The 23,091-nt window shown below is 56.1% G+C and carries 22 protein-coding genes; 9 read left to right on the plus strand and 13 right to left on the minus strand.

Features of this window, described 5'->3' with window-relative positions:
- The first annotated feature begins 97 nt into the window (after positions 1-97).
- The 3 genes from nirB to cysG are packed head-to-tail and all read left to right on the plus strand — an operon-like array spanning position 98 to position 4,371.
- Positions 98-2,638: a nitrite reductase large subunit NirB gene (gene nirB / locus N1689_RS15680; protein ID WP_260059403.1), complete on the plus strand. Its 2,541-nt coding sequence runs from the start codon at positions 98-100 to the stop codon at positions 2,636-2,638.
- Positions 2,635-2,961 carry a nitrite reductase small subunit NirD gene (gene nirD, locus N1689_RS15685; RefSeq protein ID WP_159227114.1) on the plus strand — a complete coding sequence of 109 codons (327 nt, stop codon included), beginning with the start codon at positions 2,635-2,637 and terminating at the stop codon, positions 2,959-2,961. Before nirB ends, nirD begins: the two co-directional genes overlap by 4 nt.
- 45 nt (positions 2,962-3,006) lie before the next feature.
- Positions 3,007-4,371, plus strand: coding sequence for a siroheme synthase CysG (cysG, locus tag N1689_RS15690; RefSeq protein WP_260059405.1), 1,365 nt, complete (start codon positions 3,007-3,009; stop codon positions 4,369-4,371).
- Between the two features lie 57 nt (positions 4,372-4,428).
- Here cysG and trpS read toward each other — a convergent pair whose 3' ends face one another.
- The 7 genes from trpS to aroK all read right to left on the minus strand — a co-directional run bounded on the left by trpS (position 4,429) and on the right by aroK (position 10,541).
- Entirely contained in the window at positions 4,429-5,430 is a 1,002-nt protein-coding gene (gene trpS, locus N1689_RS15695; protein ID WP_013359276.1) for a tryptophan--tRNA ligase, read from the minus strand.
- Positions 5,431-5,446: 16 nt separating this feature from the next.
- Positions 5,447-6,124 carry a phosphoglycolate phosphatase gene (locus tag N1689_RS15700; RefSeq protein ID WP_061063545.1) on the minus strand — a complete coding sequence of 226 codons (678 nt, stop codon included), beginning with the start codon at positions 6,122-6,124 and terminating at the stop codon, positions 5,447-5,449.
- Positions 6,108-6,791 (minus strand): ribulose-phosphate 3-epimerase, encoded by a 684-nt coding sequence (rpe, locus tag N1689_RS15705; RefSeq protein WP_013359278.1) that lies wholly within the window; start codon positions 6,789-6,791, stop codon positions 6,108-6,110. The genes N1689_RS15700 and rpe overlap by 17 nt, the downstream gene beginning before the upstream one ends.
- Before the next feature lie 67 nt (positions 6,792-6,858).
- Positions 6,859-7,674: an adenine-specific DNA-methyltransferase gene (gene dam / locus N1689_RS15710; protein WP_161733667.1), complete on the minus strand. Its 816-nt coding sequence runs from the start codon at positions 7,672-7,674 to the stop codon at positions 6,859-6,861.
- A 93-nt stretch (positions 7,675-7,767) separates the two neighbouring features.
- Positions 7,768-8,820 (minus strand): SPOR domain-containing protein, encoded by a 1,053-nt coding sequence (locus tag N1689_RS15715; protein ID WP_161733669.1) that lies wholly within the window; start codon positions 8,818-8,820, stop codon positions 7,768-7,770.
- Positions 8,821-8,892: 72 nt separating this feature from the next.
- Positions 8,893-9,981 carry a 3-dehydroquinate synthase gene (aroB, locus tag N1689_RS15720; RefSeq protein WP_253420243.1) on the minus strand — a complete coding sequence of 363 codons (1,089 nt, stop codon included), beginning with the start codon at positions 9,979-9,981 and terminating at the stop codon, positions 8,893-8,895.
- A gap of 38 nt (positions 9,982-10,019) precedes the next feature.
- Complete coding sequence (gene aroK / locus N1689_RS15725; RefSeq protein WP_003852989.1) at positions 10,020-10,541, minus strand: shikimate kinase AroK; 522 nt, start codon at positions 10,539-10,541, stop codon at positions 10,020-10,022.
- A gap of 97 nt (positions 10,542-10,638) precedes the next feature.
- Between aroK and N1689_RS15730 the strand changes: the two genes are divergently transcribed.
- On the plus strand, positions 10,639-10,812 hold the full coding sequence (locus tag N1689_RS15730; protein WP_223811662.1) for a hypothetical protein: 174 nt from the start codon (positions 10,639-10,641) through the stop codon (positions 10,810-10,812).
- A gap of 91 nt (positions 10,813-10,903) precedes the next feature.
- Here the strand turns inward: N1689_RS15730 and hofQ are convergent, their stop codons facing one another.
- From hofQ to pilM, 5 genes are read right to left on the minus strand one after another with little or no spacing between them, the layout of a single operon-like run.
- Complete coding sequence (gene hofQ / locus N1689_RS15735) at positions 10,904-12,175, minus strand: DNA uptake porin HofQ (protein WP_253420245.1); 1,272 nt, start codon at positions 12,173-12,175, stop codon at positions 10,904-10,906.
- Entirely contained in the window at positions 12,114-12,497 is a 384-nt protein-coding gene (locus N1689_RS15740) for a HofP DNA utilization family protein (RefSeq protein ID WP_161733675.1), read from the minus strand. The genes hofQ and N1689_RS15740 overlap by 62 nt, the downstream gene beginning before the upstream one ends.
- The gene (locus N1689_RS15745) at positions 12,487-12,984 is read right to left on the minus strand and encodes a hypothetical protein (RefSeq protein WP_253420248.1); all 498 of its coding nucleotides are present in this window, start codon (positions 12,982-12,984) and stop codon (positions 12,487-12,489) included. The genes N1689_RS15740 and N1689_RS15745 overlap by 11 nt, the downstream gene beginning before the upstream one ends.
- Positions 12,977-13,522, minus strand: a complete 546-nt coding sequence (locus N1689_RS15750) for a PilN domain-containing protein (protein ID WP_260059406.1) — start codon at positions 13,520-13,522, stop codon at positions 12,977-12,979. The genes N1689_RS15745 and N1689_RS15750 overlap by 8 nt, the downstream gene beginning before the upstream one ends.
- Positions 13,519-14,325, minus strand: a complete 807-nt coding sequence (gene pilM / locus N1689_RS15755) for a type IV pilus biogenesis protein PilM (RefSeq protein WP_222924906.1) — start codon at positions 14,323-14,325, stop codon at positions 13,519-13,521. The genes N1689_RS15750 and pilM overlap by 4 nt, the downstream gene beginning before the upstream one ends.
- Before the next feature lie 117 nt (positions 14,326-14,442).
- Between pilM and mrcA the strand changes: the two genes are divergently transcribed.
- The 4 genes from mrcA to N1689_RS15775 all read left to right on the plus strand — a co-directional run bounded on the left by mrcA (position 14,443) and on the right by N1689_RS15775 (position 19,922).
- Positions 14,443-16,992 carry a peptidoglycan glycosyltransferase/peptidoglycan DD-transpeptidase MrcA gene (mrcA, locus tag N1689_RS15760; RefSeq protein WP_253420254.1) on the plus strand — a complete coding sequence of 850 codons (2,550 nt, stop codon included), beginning with the start codon at positions 14,443-14,445 and terminating at the stop codon, positions 16,990-16,992.
- 486 nt (positions 16,993-17,478) lie between these two features.
- On the plus strand, positions 17,479-17,889 hold the full coding sequence (locus tag N1689_RS15765; RefSeq protein WP_260059407.1) for an N-acetyltransferase: 411 nt from the start codon (positions 17,479-17,481) through the stop codon (positions 17,887-17,889).
- A 267-nt stretch (positions 17,890-18,156) separates the two neighbouring features.
- Positions 18,157-18,603 (plus strand): helix-turn-helix transcriptional regulator, encoded by a 447-nt coding sequence (locus N1689_RS15770; protein ID WP_237566700.1) that lies wholly within the window; start codon positions 18,157-18,159, stop codon positions 18,601-18,603.
- A 20-nt stretch (positions 18,604-18,623) separates the two neighbouring features.
- Complete coding sequence (locus N1689_RS15775; RefSeq protein WP_161733687.1) at positions 18,624-19,922, plus strand: cytosine permease; 1,299 nt, start codon at positions 18,624-18,626, stop codon at positions 19,920-19,922.
- A 49-nt stretch (positions 19,923-19,971) separates the two neighbouring features.
- On the opposite strand, the gene nudE is transcribed toward N1689_RS15775, so the two are convergent.
- A complete protein-coding gene (nudE, locus tag N1689_RS15780) occupies positions 19,972-20,535 on the minus strand; it encodes an ADP compounds hydrolase NudE (protein ID WP_161733689.1) in 564 nt (187 codons plus the stop codon).
- 391 nt (positions 20,536-20,926) lie between these two features.
- Between nudE and N1689_RS15785 the strand changes: the two genes are divergently transcribed.
- Positions 20,927-23,062: an intracellular growth attenuator family protein gene (locus N1689_RS15785; protein ID WP_161733690.1), complete on the plus strand. Its 2,136-nt coding sequence runs from the start codon at positions 20,927-20,929 to the stop codon at positions 23,060-23,062.
- The last annotated feature ends 29 nt before the right edge of the window (positions 23,063-23,091 follow it).

Here is a 23,091-nt window from a genome sequence, read left to right on the forward strand (position 1 = left end):
CTCTTAATAGGTATATGGCGTTGTGGTTGATACATATCAATAAGCGTCAGAAAGGGCGCGCTATTGTAGCCGCAGATATCGCAAATTTGAGGCAAAAATGAGCAAGCACAATGTCGTCGTTATCGGTAACGGCATGGTCGGCCACCGCTTCATAGAAGAGTTACTTGAGAAAGCGGAACCCGACCAGTTTTCGCTGACCGTCTTTTGTGAAGAACCCCGCGTCGCCTACGACCGTGTCCATCTGTCCGCTTACTTCTCCCATCACACCGCCGAAGAGCTGTCGCTGGTTCGTGAAGGCTATTACGACAAACATCAGGTCAATCTGCTGCTGGGTGAGCGCGCTATCACCATTAACCGTGATGAAAAGCTCATCCACTCCAGCACCGGTCGCGCGGTTCACTACGACACGCTGATTTTTGCCACCGGCTCTTATCCATGGATCCCGCCGATTAACGGTGCCGAAGGTAGCGACTGCTTTGTCTACCGCACCATCGAAGATCTCAATGCCATTGAAGCCTGCTCACGCCGCAGCAAACGCGGTGCGGTGATTGGCGGCGGTCTGCTGGGACTGGAAGCGGCGGGCGCACTGAAAAATCTGGGTATTGAAACTCACGTTATTGAATTTGCGCCGGTGCTGATGGCAGAACAGCTCGATCAGCAAGGCGGGGAACAGTTGCGTCGTAAGATTGAGCAGATGGGCGTGCGGGTCCACACCGGCAAAAACACCCAACAGATTGTGCATCACGAGCACGGCGGCAAAACGCTGCAGTTCGCCGACGGCAGTGCGCTGGAGGTCGATTTCATTGTCTTCTCCACCGGCATTCGCCCGCAGGACAAACTGGCAAAACAGTGTGGATTAACCCTGGGTCCGCGTGGCGGCATCGCCATTGATGACCAGTGCCGCACCAGCGATCCCGCCATTTACGCCATCGGTGAGTGTGCCGCCTGGCAGAATCGCGTCTATGGCCTGGTGGCGCCGGGGTATAAAATGGCGCAGGTCGCCAGCGACCATCTGCTGGGCCGCGACAATGCGTTTACCGGTGCGGACATGAGCGCCAAACTCAAGCTGCTGGGTGTCGATGTCGGTGGGATTGGCGATGCGCGCGGTACCACGCCAGGTGCACGCAGTGTGGTCTGGCTGGATGAAAGCAAATCGGTCTACAAACGCCTGATTATCAGCGAAAATCAGAAAACTCTGCTGGGTGCGGTGCTGGTGGGCGACACCAGCGACTATGGCAACCTGCTGCAACTGGTGCTGAATGGTATTACGCTGCCGGATAACCCGGAAGCACTGATTCTGCCAGCGGGCAGCGGGGATAAACCGGCCATCGGCGTCGATTCCCTGCCTGACAGCGCGCAAATCTGCTCCTGCTTCGACGTCAGCAAAGGCGACATCATCAAAGCGGTTCAGGGTGGCTGTCACACCGTGGCCGCGCTGAAAAGTAGCACCCGAGCCGGTACGGGCTGCGGCGGCTGTATTCCCCTTATTACCCAGGTACTTAACAGCGAACTCAGCCGTCAGGGCATTGAGGTCAATAACCACCTTTGTGCCCACTTCGCCTGGTCACGCCAGGAGCTTTATCACCTGATTCAGGTGGAAGAGATCAAAACCTTTGATGAACTGCTGGTCCGCTATGGGCAGGGTTACGGCTGTGAAATATGCAAGCCTGCGGTGGGGTCTCTGCTCGCCTCCTGCTGGAACGAATACGTACTCAAGCCGCATCACGCGCCGTTGCAGGACAGCAACGACCTCTATCTGGGTAATATCCAGAAAGATGGCACCTATTCGGTGATCCCGCGCTCGCCCGGCGGTGAAATCACGCCGCACGGACTGAAGGTGATTGGCGAGATCGCCGAACGCTATCAGCTCTATACCAAAATCACCGGCTCGCAGCGCATCGGCTTGTTTGGCGCGCAGAAAGACGATCTGCCCGCTATCTGGTCACAGCTGATCGAGGCCGGATTTGAAACCGGTCAGGCCTACGCTAAAGCACTGCGTATGGCGAAAACCTGCGTCGGCAGCGCCTGGTGCCGTTACGGCGTGGGCGACAGCCTCGGCTTCGGCGTAATGCTGGAGAACCGCTATAAAGGCATCCGCACACCGCACAAAATGAAGTTTGGTGTCTCCGGTTGCACCCGTGAATGCGCAGAAGCCCAGGGCAAAGATGTCGGCATTATCGCTACCGAAAAAGGCTGGAATCTCTACGTCTGCGGCAACGGCGGCATGAAACCGCGTCATGGCGATCTGCTGGCGGCCGATCTCGATCAGCAGACGCTGGTCAGCTATCTCGACCGCTTCATGATGTTCTATATCCGCACCGCCGACCGTTTGCAGCGCACCTCGCTGTGGCTGGAGAGTCTGGAGGGTGGCATCGACTATCTGCGTAGCGTGATCGTGGATGACAAACTTGGCCTTAACAGCCAGATGGAACAGCAGCTCGACGCGCTGCGCGCCAGCGTTTGCTGTGAATGGCAGGCGACGCTGGAAGATGAGAACCAGCTGACGCGCTTTGCCCACTTTATTAACTCGCCGCAGCGCGATCCCGCTGTACAACGGATAGCAGAGCGCGACCAGCATCGCCCGGCGCGCCCCGAAGAACGCATTGCCGTGACACTGATTGAGGAGACCGAATCATGAGCCAGTGGAATCCGGTGTGCCCGCTGACGCAGATCCTGCCCGCCACGGGCGTCTGCGCGCTGGTCAAAGGTCAGCAGGTGGCTATCTTCCGTCCACGCAACGATGAGCAGCTTTATGCCATCAGCAATATCGATCCGTTTGCCGATGCCAGCGTGCTGTCACGCGGCATTATTGCCGAACATCAGGATGCGCTCTGGGTGGCCAGCCCGCTGAAGAAACAGCATTTCCGCCTCAGCGATGGCTACTGCATGGAGGACGAAACGCGCTCCGTGGCGGCATGGCCGGTGCGGGTCAATGCCGGACAGGTTGAAGTCTGCCTGTAACGCCCCTCAACAGCCCGCCTGCGCGGGCTTTTTTAAGGACCTCTGATGGACTACTTCCCCTTGTTCTGCCGCCTGCAGGACCGTCGCTGCCTGCTGGTCGGCGCGGGTGACGTGGCTGAGCGGAAAGCGCGCCTGCTGCTGGAGGCCGGTGCCGAGCTGTGGGTCGGTGCCCGTGAGTTCTCCCCCACCTTCCAGGAATGGGCGCAGCAGAAAGCCATCACGCTGCTGCCAGGGCCTTTCGATCCCGGGTGGCTCACCGGCTGCTGGCTGGTGGTCGCCGCCACCAGTGATGACGCGGTCAATCAGCAGGTGGCAGAAGCAGCCGAAACACAGCAGATCTTCTGCAATCTGGTGGATGCGCCGCAGGAGGCCAGCGCGATTATGCCGTCGATTATCGACCGCTCCCCGCTGATGGTTGCCGTCTCTTCTGGCGGACGCGCGCCGGTGCTGGCGCGTCTGTTGCGGGAGAAGCTGGAGGCGATACTGCCGCAGCATCTCGGCCAGCTGGCGCAGCGGGCCGGCGGCCTGCGTGCACGGGTGAAAAAGCAATTCGGCTCCATCAATGCCCGCCGTCACTTCTGGGAGCGCTACTTTAACAGCGAACGGCTGGCCCAGACGCTGGCTAACGGCGACGGTGAACGCGCGGAACAGATTACCGACGCGCTTTTTAGCGCAGACCTCTCGCAACAGGGTGACGTGGCGCTGGTGGGTGCCGGTCCGGGCGATGCCGGATTACTCACCCTCAAAGGTTTACAGCTGATCCAGCAGGCGGATGTCATCGTCTATGACCGGCTGGTTTCCGATGAGATCCTGAATCTGGTGCGCCGTGATGCCGAACGCATTTTTGTCGGGAAACGCGCCGGACATCACTGCGTACCGCAGGATGCGATCAATCAGCTGCTCTGCGAACAGGCGCTACGCGGAAAACGGGTGGTGCGGCTGAAAGGCGGCGATCCCTTTATCTTTGGTCGCGGCGGTGAAGAGCTGGAAGCGCTGGCACAGCTGAAGATTCCGTTCAGCGTGGTGCCGGGGATCACCGCGGCATCGGGTTGTGCGGCCTACAGCGGTATTCCGCTGACCCACCGCGATCATGCACAGAGCGTCAGACTGGTTACCGGGCATCTGCAGAAATCCGGCACGCTCGCCTGGCAGATGCTGGCGGCAGAGCAGCAGACGCTGGTCTTTTATATGGGGCTGGCCCAGGCCGGAGAAATTCAGCAGCAGCTGATAAAACATGGAATGCGCAGTGATATGCCGGTAGCACTGGTGGAAAACGGCACCAGCACGCGTCAGCGCGTGGTCACCGGGAGACTGGACGAACTGGAAGCGTTAGCCGGTCAGGTGAGCAGTCCCAGCCTGATGATCATCGGCAGCGTGGTGAGTCTGCGCGATAGCCTGCGCTGGTTCTGAATCGGCAAATAAAAACGGCGGGCATAACGCCCGCCGTTCTGTTTGTCCGCTCAGCCATTACGGCATCGCGACAAAGCCTACCGCTTCATAAACCTTCTTCAGCGTTTCCTGCGCCTGTGCGCGTGCTTTAGCCGCACCATCACGCATCACCTGCTCCAGCAGTGCTTCATCGTTGCGGAAGCTGTGATAACGCTCCTGCAGCTCAGAAAGCATGCCTGACACCGCATCGGCTACTGCGCCTTTCAGGTGGCCATACATCTTGCCTTCGAACTCCTGCTCCAGCTCGGCGATGGTTTTACCGGTCACGCCCGACAGAATATCCAGCAGGTTAGAGACGCCCGCTTTCTCTTTGATGTCGTAGCGCACCACTGGCGGCTCTTCAGAGTCAGTAACGGCGCGTTTGATCTTCTTCACGACCGCTTTTGGATCTTCCAGCAGGCCGATAACGTTGTTGCGGTTGTCGTCAGACTTGGACATTTTTTTGGTCGGCTCCAGCAGCGACATCACGCGCGCGCCAGACTTCGGAATGAACGGCTCTGGTACCCTGAAGATATCGCCATAGATCGCATTGAAGCGATGTGCGATATCGCGGCTCAGCTCCAGATGCTGCTTCTGATCTTCACCAACCGGCACCTGATTGGTCTGATAGAGCAGAATGTCAGCCGCCATCAGAACCGGGTAGTCGAACAGACCGGCGTTAATGTTCTCTTCGTAACGCGCTGATTTGTCCTTGAACTGCGTCATACGGCTCAGTTCGCCGAAATAGGCGTAGCAGTTCAGGATCCAGCTCAACTGCGTATGCTCTGGCACATGCGACTGAACAAAGATGGTGCTTTTTTGCGGGTCGATACCACAGGCCAGATAGAGCGCCAGCGTATCCAGCGTCGCTTTACGCAATGCAGCAGGATCCTGACGCACGGTGATCGCGTGCAGATCAACAATGCAGTAAATGCAGTGGAAATCATCCTGCATCTGCACCCACTGACGCAGCGCTCCCATATAGTTGCCAATGGTCAGTTCGCCGGACGGCTGTGCGCCGCTGAAAACGATGGGTTTCATACTTAAATCCTGATATTTACAGCCCCAGTGTGGGCAAAAGTTCGTCGAAAGAGTCGAGGGTTAAATCGGGCTGGCTGGTCGCAATCGGCTCGCCATAGTTATAGCCAAAGGTCATACCAACGTTGGGTACACCTGCCGCCTGCGCCGCCTGGATATCATTGCGTGAGTCGCCAACAAACAGCAACTCGTTCGGCAGGACGCCGAAGGTGCCCAGCACCATAAAGATCGCTGCAGGGTGCGGTTTTTTAACCGGTACATCGTCGCCACCGATAATCAGCGAAAACGCATCGGCAATACCAAGCGATTCAAGCAGCGGTGCCACAAACGGCGTCGGCTTGTTGGTCACAATCGCCATCGGCAGCCCGGAAGCCTTTAAGGCATCCAGCGTCTGCTTCACCTGTGGGAACAGCGTGCTGCCCGCATCCACAGTGTCGGCATAGTGGCGGTCAAACAGCGCGCGTGCATCGCGCTGCTCTTCCGGCTGCGGCTCACGGCCCAGCGCAAAGGTCAGCGCACGGGCCATCATGATATCGGCACCGTTGCCAATCCAGGTTGAGACGCGCTCAAGGCCCGCCTGCGGCAGGCGGAGATCGTTCAGCGTGCGGTCGATCGCATCGGCAAGGCCTGGCGCGCTATCCACCAGCGTGCCATCAAGATCAAACGCCAGCGCACGAATATCAGTGAAATGAGCCATTGGCTTTCTCCAGTTCATTGCGCATATCATCGATCACTTTTTTATAGTCAGGATGACCGAAGATGGCAGAACCCGCGACAAACATATCGGCACCGGCAGCCGCAATCTCGCGGATATTGTCGATCTTCACGCCGCCATCCACTTCAAGACGAATGTTGTAGCCGCTCTGATCGATACGTCGGCGTGCTTCCCGCAGTTTATCCAGGGTGCCGGGAATAAATGACTGCCCGCCAAAACCAGGGTTCACGGACATCAGCAGAATGATATCCAGCTTATCCATGACGTAATCGAGGTAGCTCAGCGGGGTCGCCGGATTAAAGACCATACCCGCTTTACAGCCATGCTCCTTGATCAGTTGCAGAGTACGGTCAACGTGTTCGCTGGCTTCGGGATGAAAGGTAATATAGGTGGCACCGGCTTTGGCAAACTCCGGGATCAGCGCATCCACTGGTTTCACCATCAGATGCACGTCGATAGGCGCAGTGATGCCATAGTCGCGCAGTGCTTTCAGCACCATCGGACCCATGGTCAGATTAGGGACGTAGTGGTTGTCCATTACGTCGAAGTGAACCACGTCACCTCCGGCCGCCAGCGCTTTGGCTGTGTCTTCGCCCAGGCGGGCAAAGTCCGCCGACAGGATTGAAGGGGCCAGCAAATATTGTTTCATCCGATTCTCCCACTGTTGTGCGCCAGCCCTGCGGCTGGCGTAATGCGTTGGTCGCGGACGAAACAGACTAGCGATAAAGTGCCAGCAGTTCGTCGACCTTGGTGCGACCGGCTATGCTCCGGCTGATAGAACGCCGGGCTTTGACCACATGTAACACTGCATCCTGATACCATAAACGTGTCAGCGCAGTGTCGTGGTTAGAAATCAGTACCGGAATCCGGTGCTCCGACGCAGCCAGCTGTGCCGCTAACGCCGCCAGATTCTCCTGCTCACGCAGGCTGAAGCTGTTGGTGTGATAAGCCGTAAAATTGGCCGTGGCCGACAGCGGTGCATAAGGCGGATCGCAATAGACCACCGAGCCTTTACCGGCACTGGTCAGGGTAACATCGTACGATTCACAGACAAACGTCGCTTTTTGCGCACGCTCGGCAAACCACAACAATTCGGCTTCAGGAAAGTAGGGTTTGCGATAGCGGCCAAACGGCACGTTGAACTCACCACGCAGGTTATAGCGGCAGAGGCCGTTGTAACAGTGACGGTTCAGATAGAGGAACAGCAGCGCGCGCTGGTAGGCGTCGGTGCTGCTATTAAATTCGGTGCGCCGCTGGTAATAACAGATTTCGTTGTTACCCTCCGGCGTAAACAGCAGCTGCGCGTCACGGATGAAATCCGCCGTGCGCGTTTTGACAATGTTGTAGAGATTAATCAGGTCACTGTTGATATCAGCCAGATGGTAGCGATCAAACTCAGTGTTCAGAAACACCGAACCTGCGCCAACAAATGGCTCAACCAGACAGTCGCCTTGCGGCAGATGACGATGGATCTCTTCTACTAAGGGAAATTTTCCCCCTGCCCATTTCAGGAAAGCGCGATTTTTTTTCATGCTGTCGTGGTTATTACATCTTATTGTGAGGCTGTGGCTGGACCGACAGCAGATCTGCGCTTAAAACGGGGCCAGAGCCTGGCCCCACATCCGCTATTGGCTGGCTTCTTTCTTCACCTGGCTGACTGGTTTTACCCACGGGTTCTTCGCACGCACGTCTGCAGGCAGCGATGCTACAGCGCGTTTGGCATCGGCCGGTGTGGCATAGGAGCCACTCACCAGCACGTACCACGACTGACCGTTACGGGTGGTTTTGTAGACGTGATATCCACTCAGATTCTGTTGCTTAGCCCAGGCATTCAGGCTTTCCGGCTTTGATGCACCGCTCAGCTGCAGAGTATAACTGCCCCCTGGCAGTGATTTGCTGGCTGAATTGCTGCCCGCTGCCGTGGTAGCTGGCGCAGAACTCACTGGCGTACGCGCTGGCGTGGTATGCGTTTTGCTGTCACGGGTTACTGGCTTCGACGCTGTTTTATGCGATGAATCGTGCGCCGGACGAGCAGCCGTATTTGATTTGTTCGGTGTCTGACGGACTGAAGGTGCCGTGACAGGATTGGCAGCCGTTCCGGCATTGCCGCTGACCGTTGCTGGCGCCGTTGGCAGTGAACTGCCGTTCTGCGTGCCCATCGCGGCACTGTCAACCTGCTGCTGCTGATTAGTCAGCGCGCTGTTCAGATCGCCCGGCAGCGTGACACGCTGCTGATTTGCGGGTGCCTCAACCGGTGCGGCCTGCGTAGGCGTTGAAGCCACAGGCGGCATCGAGATGTCGCGCTGCGGATTAGAGGCAGCATCACCGCTGGTCGCCGCGTTATTTTCGCTGGTGGCGGGGGTAGTCTGCGCATCTGACGGAGGAGTCTGTCCACCGGACATGGAAGAGGAGCCGCCCAGGTCAATATTCTTTTCGCTGCCGGAACCGCCATTGGCGGCAGGGGTTGTGCCCGCCGTGGCCGGTTTTTTCTCATCCGGGCCATTCAGCGCCGAACCAATCCCCAGCACCAGTAACAGCAGAACCAGGATCCCGACACCCATCATGATACGCTGGCGCGAAACCGGTGTTTTGGCCGCAGTAGACGACTTACGAGGGCGCGAGGGACGGCGGTCGCTGGCGTCAGGTTTTAACTCGTCTTCCGGTTTAAACTCATCCATTTTGGCTCCTCCGTAAAGCGGCATTCCGCACTGCGCACCCTGCGCGCCGCGTCACCACTCAACTGCTTAATCTCAGGGTTGCTGACAATCGTTAATTGCAGCCAGCACCATATCATGTGCCACGCCACCACGCACTTCAGAGCGGCCAATCGACAGCGGGAGTATCAGCCGCAGTTCGCCCGCCAGAACTTTTTTATCGCGCATCATGTGTGGCAGATACATCTCTGCACTCATCGCCTGCGGCCCATGCACCGGCAAACCGGCACGCTGGAACAGGGCAATAATGCGGTCGGTCTCCTGCGGCTGGAACTGTCCCAGACGTTCAGCCGTACGTGCCGCCATCACCATGCCCGCCGCAATCGCTTCACCGTGCAGCCAGTTGCCGTAGCCCATGTGCGCTTCAATCGCATGACCAAAAGTATGGCCCAGATTAAGCAATGCCCGCTGACCGTTTTCACGCTCATCGGCCGCTACAACCTCTGCTTTCAGTTCACAGCAGCGACGAATGCAGTACGACAGCGCCTGTTCATCCAGTGCCAACAGCGCATCAAGATTCTGCTCCAGCCACTCGAAGAACGCACCGTCGAGGATGATGCCGTACTTTATGACTTCCGCCAGACCAGACGCCAGTTCGCGCGCGGGCAGCGTCTTCAGACAGGCCGTATCAATCACCACCGAGGCGGGTTGATAAAACGCGCCGATCATGTTTTTGCCCAGCGGATGGTTAACGGCCGTTTTGCCGCCAACCGAAGAATCAACCTGCGACAGTAAGGTGGTCGGTACCTGAATAAAGCGTACGCCACGCTGATAACTGGCCGCAGCAAAACCGGTAAGATCGCCAATGACGCCGCCGCCTAAGGCGACAAGCGTTGTATCACGACCGTGAGGCTTTTGCAGGAGCGCAGTAAAGACCTGATCCATCACGGTCAGCGTCTTATATTGCTCGCCATCGGGTAAGATCACCTGATCCACTTTTACACCTGCCGCCGTCAGCCGTGCTGTCAGCTGGTCAAGATAGAGCGGAGCCAGCGTCTGGTTTGTCACCACCATGGCGTTTTCGCCCGCGGTCAGCGGCCAAAAAGAAGCCGGATCGTTAAACAGTCCGGCGGCGATAGTGATGGGGTAACTGCGTTCCCCCAGTGAGACGGTGATCTTCTCCATGATGCCCGATACCTGTTAAAAAGCCTTCGAACGTTGGATCAACTTTTTTCCAACATGTGGATAATCTGATTCGCCACCACCTTCGCACTCTGATCATCTGTGCGAATGGTGACATCGGCGATCTCTTCGTAGAGCGGGTTGCGTTCGCCAGCCAGCGCTTCAAGCACTTCGCGCGGCGGTGAATCCACCTGCAGCAACGGACGTTTTTTGTCACGTTGGGTGCGCGCCAGTTGCTTCTCGATGGTGGTTTCAAGATAAACCACAACACCGCGGGCGGAGAGACGATTACGCGTTTCCCGGGATTTGACGGAACCACCGCCTGTCGCCAGGACGATGCCTTGCTTCTCGGTCAGTTCGTTAATGATTTTTTCTTCGCGATCGCGAAAGCCAGCTTCGCCTTCGACATCAAAAACCCAGCCCACATCCGCTCCGGTGCGTCGCTCAATTTCCTGATCGGAATCGAAGAACTCCATGTTGAGTTGCTGAGCCAACTGACGGCCAATAGTGCTTTTGCCGGCACCCATCGGCCCAACCAGAAAGATATTGCGTTTCTCTGCCATTTTGTCGGTATTACTAAGAATTCGTTAATGATACCCCGCGTTCAGCATTTGCTGGCGGGACAGGAACTGAGACCTCATGAGCGTTAGCAAGAGTCAGATGAAAAATTATCTCAACACTCAAGGCTGTTTGGCAACCGATTATATTGCCTTCAGCACATCCATTTCTGAATTGGCCTGTGTTCGCGAAACTGTAACGCGCCAGCGCTGCGTCTTTACAACGCTGCTTACAGAGGAGTTTTCTGATCTGTTTGCCGGGATTTACCCTGCATAGACGGTTACACCGTATTGAAAATCGCTAAACCTTGTAAGCTAATTCCTCTCCTGCGTCAACGCAGATGGCCTTAAGGGACGCATTTTCCGTTTTATCCAGCCGTAAGCGCTGCTTCCCTGACCAATCGCGGCGTTATGAAGATCACCAGCTCTCTTTTTTTGCGCTGCTCTGATTGCTGACGAAACAACCCGCCAATCAGCGGCACATTTCCCAGCAGCGGCACCTTATTCTCTCCGTGACTGCGCTGCTGCTGAAAGATACCCCCTAACGCCAGTGTTTGCCCGTCACTGACCGTGACCTGCGTCTCAATTTCCTGTTTATCAATGGATAATATGTCGCTGTCGCCGGTTCTGATGCTGCGACCCGGCATGTTCTGACTGATATGGATCTTCAGCTGGATGCGGCCATGCCCGGAAATCGTCGGTGTCACCTCCATGCCCAGCACCGCTTCTTTGAACTCAATACTGGTGGCTCCGCTGTTTCCCGCCGACACTTCATAAGGAATCTCAGTGCCCTGCTTAATCGACGCGGTCTGTTGATGTGAGGTAAAGAGGCGTGGACTGGCGATGATTTCAATCTGGTTCTCCTGCTCCAGCGCACTTAATTCCAGATCCAGAAGCTGACCGCCGATGCGCGCCAGTGCCATACCCACGCTGACGCCGGGCGAACTGACCGCCAGCGGAATATCCAGCCGGGGATGATGCAGGATGTCAGTCACGGCGGCGTCACCCGCCTGCAATCCCCACTTCACACCCAGCTCCTGCAGATGCTCTTCGCTGATGGTGACGATATGCGCCGATAGCTCGATCTGCTCCAGTGGCAGGTCCAGCGCCCGTATCCAGCGCTCCGTCTCTTTCAACGCTGCCGCCGTATCGCGCAGTAACAGGGCGTTGGTGCGTTTGTCGACCGTTACGCTGCCGCGCTCACTCATCAGCGACTGCCGCTCACTCAGCAGACTGGCATGCACCTCGCTGGCGCTGGCGTAACGCAATATCACGGCGCGCTGCTGCAAAGGCTCCTGCAGCAATCGGGCCTGCTGCTCAGCCTGCCGTGTCTGCTGCTGTTCCTGTTGCCAGCTTTCCGGATAGACCAGCAGGACATTACCCTGTTCTATCAGCGTCAGCTTTGCCATGCGCGCCACCAGCTCCAGCGCCTGATGCCACGGCAGGTTATCGAGCCGCAGCGATAACGCCCCTTCAACTTCTGGCGCAATCATCAGGTTGATCTGCTGATAGTCAGCCAGCGCCTGCAAAATGCGCGCTACCGGCGCGTTATCAAACGTCAGGCTGAGAGGCTCCTCATCAGCGGCGTAAACCGGCAGCAGGCAGTTTATGAGCAGCAGCAGAGTGGCTATCCTTTTCATGCGAACGTCCTTTTAAATAAAACGAAGTCTGTTGAGCAGTGCAGCTATTCGATACCGTTAAGGAGATGCTGCGGCGGGTCATATCAGCGAGTTGCCAGGGCGGCAGGGGAAATGGCTTGCCTGTACGGACTGCGACGCTCTCTCCCTGCGGGTTCAGTAGCCAGGCATGAAAATGCGTCTTACGGCCAATGATCCCCTGCAGACGCCAGCCGGTAAGCGGCTCTGCAGGCGCCTCACAAACTGATCCGGCAACAGGACGGAACGGATCACGCGCCAGCACACCGCCACAGCACAGCAGTAAAATCAGCAGGTTATGGCGCATCGTCAGGCTCCAGCCAGAGTTGGGCCACCAGATGCTGCGGCTGCGCCAGCAGCTGGAAATGCACCGGAAACACCAGGGAAGTATCGGCAAGCTCAGCAAAAAGTGACTGAAACGCCGGCCACTGCAGATGCAGGGTCAGCGTGCGTGAAGGAGAATCCGGCTGCCACTCTTCGAGCTGATGACGTCGTGCCGCCAGGATCGCTTCCACTGCCCGGCCCGATGCGCCCGGTGCAGATCTCGTGAGCGGCATCGACTGCAGCTGCGCCTGCAACTGTGCATTATCGGGATTCTGATGCCACTGCTGCTGGCGTTGCTGAAGGGTACGGTTCAACTGCAACAGTGTCTGCTGTTCAGCGATCAGCGCCTGCTGCTGTGGCCGCAACCATAATACCCATGAGATCAGTAGCAGGCCGGATGAGAGGGCGGCGAGCATGCCGTAGCGTGGAAGTGCAGCCATCTGCCACCAGCGATCCCACCACTCATTCATCAGCCACTTCCTGCACCTCTGCCCGCAGTGAAAAGCGATAATGACCATCAGCCTGACGCTTAACGCTGCCCTGCCTCACCTGACCAAACAGAACAACGGTGGTTAACTGCTCACGGAACTGCCGAACCGCCGCCATATCCTGCGCCAGCCCCTCCAGCGTGAGACGATTGTCGCGCTTCTCCAGCCGGGTCAGCCAGGCGGTGTCAGGCAATAACGCGGGTAAATCGATCCAGAACTGATGCCATGCAGCAAGTTGTACAGCCTGCTGGCGCTGCTTCGCCTGCTGTTTTTGCACTACCGCGAGCTGCGCCAGTAACGTCTTCTGCTGCGCCAGCTGCACGTCCAGATTTTGCAGTGCCTGCTGCTGCATCCTGCTCGTCTGGGCCACCTGCTCACGCACCTGATAGATGCGCCAGCTTTGCTGGATGATTCCCACCAGAACAGCACTCAGCATCAGTGACAGCACGACAAGGCTCTGTCGCCGCTGCTGTTGCTGACGGCACTGCCGCCACGGCAGCAGATTCACGGCGACCATCATTTATCTCCGTCGCGCAGCGCCAGCCCGGTCGCCAGCGCAAAGGCACCCGGAATTTCCGGTAACGGCGGCTGTTTATAACGGAACAGATCAAAGGGGGAAAACGCGCGGGCGTCAGCGGGCAGCGCAGAATTATCGGCTGAGCACCAGGCGACAGAAGGGGCGTCGGGGAAGGCCTGTTGCTGCAGTGCCGCAAGCGAAGTGGCTTCGCCGTTCTCAGCCGCGGTATGCACATCGCTCCAGAGCCAGCGGTTATCCTGCTGCAGGACCAGCACCGCGCCATCCTGCAACGCAGCCTGGCGGGCTAACCGCCTGAGCGCTTCGGTAGTCAGTTCAAACACCTGCGGCTTTAATCCCGCCTGCAGCAGTGGCGCTGCCCACTGGTCTATAATCTCCAGCCGGGCCGCCGTGACGCAGAGCTGGCCGCTCTGTGCATCCATGCGGTAATCCAGCGCCAGCGCAGCAGGCTCCAGTGGAAAGAGACGGCGCGCAGCCGCCTGCACGTAGTGCCCCAGCGCAGGCTCATTGAGCGACTGAACAGGCAGCGGGAGCTGGCGCTGCAGGACCAGCCGGGTGGGCAGCGCGACCCGCAGCGAGTAACGACGCGGCAACCGCTGACGCCAGGCCGTTAAGGCTGCCAGTAATTCAGGCGAAGATTGCAGCACGCCGTTTCTTAACGTATCTTGCGGCAGCCGCTGCTGCCACCAGTGGCGTAGCTGCCAGCCATCACGATGAGGCTGGAGGGCCAGGGCACAAATCTGCCTATTCTGAATATCCAGCCCAATTTGCCAGGTATGAAAAGCCATGTGCGCGATCTCCTTATCGTCCGGGAAAGATGGACATATCAAAGCGTCTGGCTTGCCTTTATACTACCGCGCGGTTGTTTATAAACTGCTCAAACGACAAGAGATGGGAAATTCCAGGTGAAGTTCGTAAAGTATTTATTGATCCTTGCAGTGTGTTGCATCCTGTTGGGAGCTGGCTCGATTTATGGTTTATACAAATACATAGAGCCACAGCTGCCCGACGTAAACACGCTGAAAGATGTGCGTCTGCAAACCCCGATGCAGGTTTACAGCGCCGATGGCGATTTAATCGCCCAGTATGGCGAAATGCGCCGTATCCCTTTGACTCTGCAGCAAGTGCCACCTGTGATGGTGAAAGCGTTTATTGCGACCGAAGACAGCCGTTTCTATGAGCACCATGGTGTTGACCCGGTGGGTATTTTCCGTGCGGCCAGCATTGCGCTGGTTTCCGGTCACGCCTCACAAGGTGCCAGTACTATCACTCAGCAGCTGGCCCGTAACTTCTTCCTGAGCCCGGAACGCACCCTGATGCGTAAAATAAAGGAAGCGTTCCTGGCGATCCGCATTGAGCAACTGCTGAACAAAGATGAAATTCTTGAGCTTTACCTGAATAAGATCTACCTCGGCTACCGTGCTTATGGCGTCGGTGCCGCCGCACAGGTCTATTTTGGTAAGCCGGTTGACCAGTTGTCGCTGAGTGAGATGGCGATGATTGCCGGTCTGCCAAAAGCGCCATCCACCTTTAACCCGCTGTACTCGCCGAGCCGCGCCCTGTCGCGCCGTAACGTGGTACTGGCGCGTATGCTGGATCAGCATTACATCACGCAGCAGCAGTATGACGAGGCACGGAATACGCCGCTGGTGGCGAAGTATCACGGTCCGGAAATCGCCTTCTCTGCCCCCTATCTCAGCGAGATGGTGCGTCAGGAGATGGTGAAACGCTACGGCGACAATGCCTATACTGACGGTTACAAGGTTTACACCACTGTCACCCGCCGTCTGCAGGAAGCCGCTCAGACCTCGGTGCGCAATAACGTTATGGCTTACGATATGCGTCATGGCTATCGCGGCCCGACCAGCGTGCTGTGGAAAGTGGGTGAACCTGCCTGGGATCAGACAAAGATTGAGAAGGCGCTGAAGACGCTGCCGGTCTATGGACCGTTGCATCCGGCCGTGGTCACAGAAGCACGCAGCGATGAAGCGACCGTAATGCTGAAAGATGGCAGCAATGTGTCGCTGGCACTGGCTGGTGTGCGCTGGGCACGTCCTTATAAGTCTGACACCGTACAGGGCCCGACGCCGAAAAGCGTGACGCAGGTCCTGCAGGCTGGCCAGCAGATCTGGGTGCGAAAAGTGGGTGATGACTGGTGGCTGGGCCAGGTGCCGGATGTGAACTCGGCGCTGGTCTCGCTGGATCCAAATGATGGTGCGGTGCGCGCGCTGGTCGGCGGTTTCGCCTTTAACCAGAGCATGTTTAACCGTGCGACCCAGGCGCTGCGCCAGGTCGGTTCTAACATCAAGCCTTTCCTCTATACCGCCGCAATGGATCGCGGGCTGACGCTCGCCTCCATCCTTAACGATGTGCCGATTTCCCGCTGGGATGCGGGTGCCGGGGCTGACTGGCGTCCAAAGAACTCCCCGCCGACATATGATGGTCCGATTCGTCTGCGTCAGGGACTCGGTCAGTCGAAAAACGTCGTCATGGTACGTGCGATGCGTGCGATGGGTGTGGACTACGCCGCAGAGTATCTGCAGCGCTTTGGTTTCCCGGCTCAGAACATTGTGCACACCGAGTCGCTGGCATTAGGTGCGGCCTCATTCACACCGTTACAGGTGGTGCGCGGCTACTCCGTGATGGCGAATGGCGGCTTCCTGGTCGATCCTTACTTCATTACTAAAATTGAGAACGAACAGGGCGGCACCGTATTTGAAGAGAAACCGAAGATCGCCTGTCCACAGTGCAATCTGCCGGTCATCTACGGTGAGACCAAAAAAGCGCTGGCGTTAAATGAAGAGAGCGTCGAGAACGTTGCCGCCTCAAATAACAACCAGAATCAGGCCGTTCCTCAGCCTGAACTGGAGCAGGTTCCGGCGCAGGCACAGCAAGGTGAGCAGCAATATGCGCCGCACGTGATCAATACCCCACTCACCTTCCTGATTAAGAGCGCGCTGAACAGTAATATCTTTGGCGAACCGGGCTGGATGGGAACTGGCTGGCGTGCCGGGCGTGACCTCAAGCGTAATGATATCGGCGGTAAAACCGGTACCACCAACAGCTCGAAAGATGCCTGGTTCTCGGGTTACGGCCCTGGCGTGGTGACTTCAGTCTGGATTGGTTTTGATGATGCGCGCCGCAATCTGGGCCGCAGCACGCTCTCCGGTGCCATTCCCGATCAGATTTCGGGCTATGAAGGCGGCGCTAAGAGCGCACAACCGGCATGGGATGAGTACATGAAGAGTGCGCTGGATGGTATACCGGTACAGCCGTTAACGCCGCCGGATGGTGTGGTCACTGTGACGATCGATCGCAGCACCGGCAAGCTGGCCAATGGCGGTGGCAACACCCGTCAGGAGTACTTCATCAATGGCACCCAGCCAACCGAATATTCGGTGCATGATGTGGGGACTACCATTATGGATAACGGTGAGAGTCACGAGCTGTTCTGATGTGATATCTGCAATGTGAAATATCTGAGGCTGGTCACCTGACGTGATCAGCCTTTTTTATTGGCCCGCTTATCATGATGAAACACGCGATGCTTTTCGTGCCTGAGCGACTCAGTCAACTGGGATGGGAAAAAAAGAAAGGTAAAGCCGGAGAGAGATCATCATCTGTTGCTGAGGAAAATGCCGATCACCCTGAGCGATCGGCATTAAATCAGTCAGATAATATAAAGCAATGTGTATGAAGTGATTCAGAAAGTGAACCTAAAAAAGAATATCGTTATTATATCGCTATGATTAGCTTAGTCTTCCCTGGTGCCAGCAAATATAATTATTGGCATGTCCGCTGAACAACGATAACCAGCTTAATATTTATTGCGCCCAATAACAGGAGGGATATTAACTCTTGCGCATCGCTTACCATCATGATAAGAATGGAAAGTTCGAAAACCTCTATTTTGATTTAATCACCTATGGATACTTTTATATATGGAAATTAAAGTGGGCCATACGCAAGACCCCGAAACTGAAGAATATATTATTCAGCGACTCTGGCAGCATAATGGACGCTTTGCTGACATCAATATGAAAACGCTGAATGTTATCCTGTATGACGAACAGAAAAATATCCAGGGTGGCCTGTTAGCCCATACCTGGTGTGGCACGCTGGATATTCATTATTTATGGATAGAGGATGCCTGGCGCCTGCATGGCTCCGGACGTCAGCTGATGCAGGCCGCGGAAGAGGAAGCGCGCAATCGCGGCTGCCATATGGCCGTTGTTGACACGTTAAGTTTCCAGGCACGGGTTTTTTACGAAAAACTGGGCTATCGCGTCTATGGCGAACAGGATGGCTATGCGCAGCGCTATGCCCGTTATTATCTGGCAAAAAGATTATAATCTGAATGCTTTCAGCGAGGCGCTATGGACAGCCCATACCGTAGTATTGATGAATTCATTTCTGCATTCGCCACCACCATGGATTTATTACCGACACCCTGGGGGTTTAAGAATGCCGCATCGCAGCATCTTTATATGAATGAAGCTGCAAAAAAGTATACCGCTACGCCGAAAGGTTATTTATTTGAGGGAAAAAGAGACAGTGAGTTTCCCACCCCCTGGAGTGATTGCGCCGATGAATTCTGCGAGCACGATCAACAGGTAAAATTGAATAACAGTCGCGTGGCCGTGATTGAAACCCACTACTGGTATGGCAACAACTACCTCACCCCTTTTATCAGCGAAAAATACCCTGTTTTCGACGATCAAAATCAGTGGCTGGGCTGTATCTGGAATGCACGTCCGGTGGATAACCTTACGGCAATGAGCTTTATCGATCCCAGAAAATCCTCTGTACTGACGACGCGCCTGGAACACGCCCTGTTTACCCCCGCCGAGCTGGATGTCATTTTCCTGCTGCTACGACGCTTCAGCGCGAAAGAGATCGCCCGCATCTATAACCTCAGCGCAAAAACTATCGGTAACCGCATCACCATGCTTTATCAAAAAGCGGGTGTGCATTCGCTACAACAATTTGAGAACTACTGTCGTGCGGAGTCACTGGAGAATTATCTGCCAGAGCGGTTTCTCCGCACAGGCATTATTTATATATAAACCGGTAAGGAAACCCTGTTGTGAGTAAATTTGATGATTATCCTCTGAGCCCTGTTCCTGCAAATAAAAGGCTCTCACTGCTGAGCGTCGCTATTGTGCATATGGGCATGCTGACTGCGCTGGATCAGTTTATGCTTGGCGCGGTTCTGGGCAACAGTATGACGCCAGGCGAGGCGTTTACCGCCATCACGCTGGCCAGCCTGCTATTTGGCGTGCTGACCTTCGCGCTCGGCTATGCAGGAATGCGCGAGGGATTGCCGGGCAGTCTGCTGGCTCGCTGGTGTGGTTTTGGTCGCCACGGCTCAGTGTTCATTGGTCTGCTGGTCGCGGTCAGTCTGCTGGGCTGGTTCGGCATTCAGAATGCCGTTTTCGCCCGATCGCTGAGCTATGCCCTGAACGGCACACTCAGCTTCTCAGAGTCGGCAGCACTTTCAGGGGCCGTGTTGACGTTACTGGTTACCTTTGGCTTTAAGGCGCTGCGCTTTACCGCACGCATTGCGGTTCCACTCTTCATCGCACTGATCGGCTGGATTTTCTGGCACGCGTTCCACGGCCAGCCTGGCCAGCACACACCGCCGGTTATCGCCAGCCAGGCCATTACCGTGAGCGCCGCCATTACCATGGTAATTGGCGGTGCAATCCTGGCCAGTCTGATGACGCCCGACCTGACGCGTTTCTCACGTAACGGTAAAGATGTCTTCGCCATTACGCTGCTGACCATTCTGGCGGGAGAATATGGGATTAATGGGCTGGCCATTCTGATTGCCAGAGAACTGAAGACCTCAGACATCATCGCGATCATTACGCAAACTACCAGCTCACTGGGTTTGCTGGTTGTGGTCTTTTCTACCCTGCGCATTAACGACCTGAATCTCTATTCGTCAACGCTGGGCATCGCCAATGCGATTGAAGGCTTAACCGGCTATAAGCCGCGTTATCCTGTGATTACGCTGCTGCTCGGTATGCTCGGCACACTCTGTTCAATTCTTGGGATTCTTGATCGTTTTGTCGATTTTCTGGAACTTCTGGGGGTCATCTTCCCGCCGGTACTGGGCGTGATGATCATTGACTACTATGTGCTGAAAACTGACCGCCAGACGCTGGCGCTGAGCCGCAACAGCAATTCCTTACCGGCAACGTCTCAGCTTATCGGCTGGCCCGCGCTCATAGCCAGTGCAGCGGGCGGAGCCACCGGACTGTTGGTTGAGCGCGGCGTACCGGTACTTAATTCGATTCTCGTGGCATGCGTGGTTTATCTGTTAACCGCCCCCCTGTTGAAGCCTGCATCAGCCATACAGGAAAATGCAAGAGCAGAATAAAATCGAAACGCGCCTGCTGACAGGCGCGTTTCCTTACTTATGCGCTCGCTCAGTAACTCAGCCGCCCCTGCTTCACCAGCCATTCGCGCGCCATAAACAGCGCACTGACATTACGTGCCTCGCGGAAATCGGGTTCATCCAGCAGCGACATCATATCGCTCAGCGGCCAGCGGTGGACAATCAGCGGCTCCGGCTCATCGCCTTCCAGCTTTTCAGCGTAGAGACCTTCCGCCACCACAATGTTCATTTTGCTGGAAAAGTAGGAGGGTGCCATGGTGAGTTTGCCCAGCGTTGTCAGTTGATCGGCACCAAAACCGACCTCTTCTTTCAGCTCGCGAACTGCCGCTTCATTCACGGTTTCACCTGCATCGATCAGCCCTTTCGGAAAACCCAGCTCATAGGTTTCCAGTCCGACGGCATACTCCTGAATCAGGATCAGATGGTCATCAATAATCGGCACAATCATCACCGCTTCACGCTCAGAGGGCTTCATCCGCTCATAAACGCGATGCGCCCCATTGCTGAAAGCCAGATCGACCGACTCAATAGTGAATAACCGTGAACGCGCCACGGCGGTGATATTGAGGATGTCAGGTTTTTTTGGAATTTTCATATCAGCCTCAAATTATTCTGCGCCGGCTATCTGGAGCGAATTAGCATACCTAACCACAGGCAATTGTGCGACAGTCAGACAGTGTCGTTATCGTTGCATAGATTACAGCGATTGAATAACAGCCTTTGGTTATCAGTTAAGACTAAATTTGCATTAGTCAATATGCTGCGATAAGTTTCAGATAATACCGATATTTAATCCAGTCTGTGCCAGTTACCATTCGGACAAGGCAGGGTTTAAAAAATGCCAGTCAGATATACGCTGGCACTATTTCATCGGGTGCCTGACTCCTCAGGGTTATATAATCTTCCGGAATGCCTCTTTTATAGTGAGCATAACCGGAGGCGAAAGTTTAAAGTGAAGGCAGCATTTTGGCTGAATTGAGCAGAGCATGAGCACAATCTTTATGATCCTGGCCATAGTGCTGACCTGTTCAATCCTGGCAGGTATTGGGTTCTGGTACGCTATGCGGCATCGCCCGCCGTTGGCGAAACCGCTGCCATTCATCAGTCCGCCCTGCCGTAAACTTTCTGCCCAGGAGCGTGAGGCGGTCGATAAATATGTCGCCGCGCTGGAAAAGCAGCCCCGTACCACACTGACTACGGATAAGCGCAGCGCGTCTGAACGTCTGACACTGACGGCGCAGAGCAACAATGTCTATCCGGTTACCCGCGCCATTACACGCTATGGCCTCTCTACTGACGATCCCCATAAATGGCGCTACTACCTGGATGAAGTTGAAGTTCATCTGCCGCCGCTGTGGGAACAGTACATCACTGACGAAAACTACGTTGAGTTAATCCGCACCCAGTCCATTCCGCTGGTGATCTCACTGAATGGCCACTCGCTGGTGGATTACGCCGTCGACCAGCAATCGCTGCCGACACTGATGCGCCCTGTGTCGACTAACGCCTCTATCCGCAAAGCAGAAACGGAAAACGTCGAACTGCTGCAGGTGCGTAAAGAGACAGCGGAAGAATATCGCCTCTCGCGGCCAGACGGCACGCGTGAAGCGGTGATGATCTCCCTTGCCTTCTTACTCTTCTTCTTCAGCCTGTTAGTGCCCACCACACTGATGATCTGGCTGGTCCTGACCGGCGCAGTCACGATCGCGGCTAGTCTGTGGCTGCTCTATCGCATTCCGGGTGAGCGCGGACTACGTGATATCCACTGCCTGCGCGGCGCGCCAAAGCGCTGGGGCCTGTTCAGTGAGTCGAACCAGGAGCAGAGCAACATCACACTGGGGATTATTGACCTCGCCTATCCTCCGCACTGGCAGCCTTATGTGGCACACGATCTCGGTCAGGTGACCGATGTGGAAATCTACCTCAATCGTCAGGTCGTGCGTCAGGGACGTTTCCTGTCGCTGCAGGATGAAGTCAAAAATTTCCCTATCCAGCGCTGGCGAAAAAACGTGGTGCTGGCCTGTGGTTCGCTGATGGTGCTGACCATGCTGGTCACCTGGATCCCGCTTGGTATGCCGATTAAGCTCAGTCTGGCCTGGGCCAGAGGCACCGACAGTCTGGAGGTCAGCAGCGTCGATAAACTCAGCAGCGTGCCGCTGAATATTGGCGACAACCTCAAAGTGAGTGGCACCGGCATGTGTTCCGTGCCAGACAACTACCAGAGCAACCGCAGTTACGCCTATATGCCGTTTGACTGCTCGGCGGTCTACTGGAATAACGCCACGCCATTGCCGCAGCCACAATCGGACATCATCGACAAAGCCGCGGCGCTGCTGGATACCACCACAAAGCAGCTTCATCCGGAAACCAATACCGATCCCAAACTCAATCCACAACTGGCCTCCGCGATTCAGAAGTCAGGCATGATCCTGCTGGATGATTTTTCCGATCTGGTGATGAAAACGCAGGATCTCTGCAATCAGCCGCAGGACTGTATGCGCCTGAAAAATGCGCTGGTGAACCTGGGCAATGCCAAAGACTGGGAAGCGCTGATGCGCCGGGCAGATTCCGGCCAGCTAAACGGCATGAATGTCCTGCTGCGGCCGGTCAGTGCGGAAGCCCTGGAAAATCTGGTCAATACCGCTACCTCGACCTTCTTTTTCCGCGAAACACGCCGGGCGGCAGAAAACCTTAATAGCCCGCCACCTGGGGGATTCCTGATCGTCAGCGACGAGGGTCGCCAGTTGGTCAATCAGCCGCAGCCTTCCGTATCGCTGTTTGATCTCGATCCCCCCTCCCAGTGGCGCGAGCTGCAACGTATTTCCGCCATGCTGCTGCACACGCCGTTCAGCGCCAGCGGCATCATTACTGGCATTTCGACCGATGCCAACGGCACACGTCACATCATGCTGCACAATGAACCGGATGCTATGGCGCAGTGGCGCTATCTCGGCACCGTGTTGCTGCTGCTGGTGCTGCTGGCCTGCGGCGTAATCAACGGACTGCTGGCGCTGCGCCGCATGCACCGTAATCGCCAGCGCATGATCGATATCCAGCAATACTACGACAAGTGTTTCAACCATAACCTCGGCACTTTGCAGAGCGTGCGCTCGATATTCTGAGCCCTGCCCTTCTGTGCTACCCTGTCGCC

The organism is Pantoea sp. XY16 (assembly GCF_025153065.1).
Taxonomy (GTDB): Bacteria; Pseudomonadota; Gammaproteobacteria; order Enterobacterales; family Enterobacteriaceae; genus Pantoea; species Pantoea alfalfae.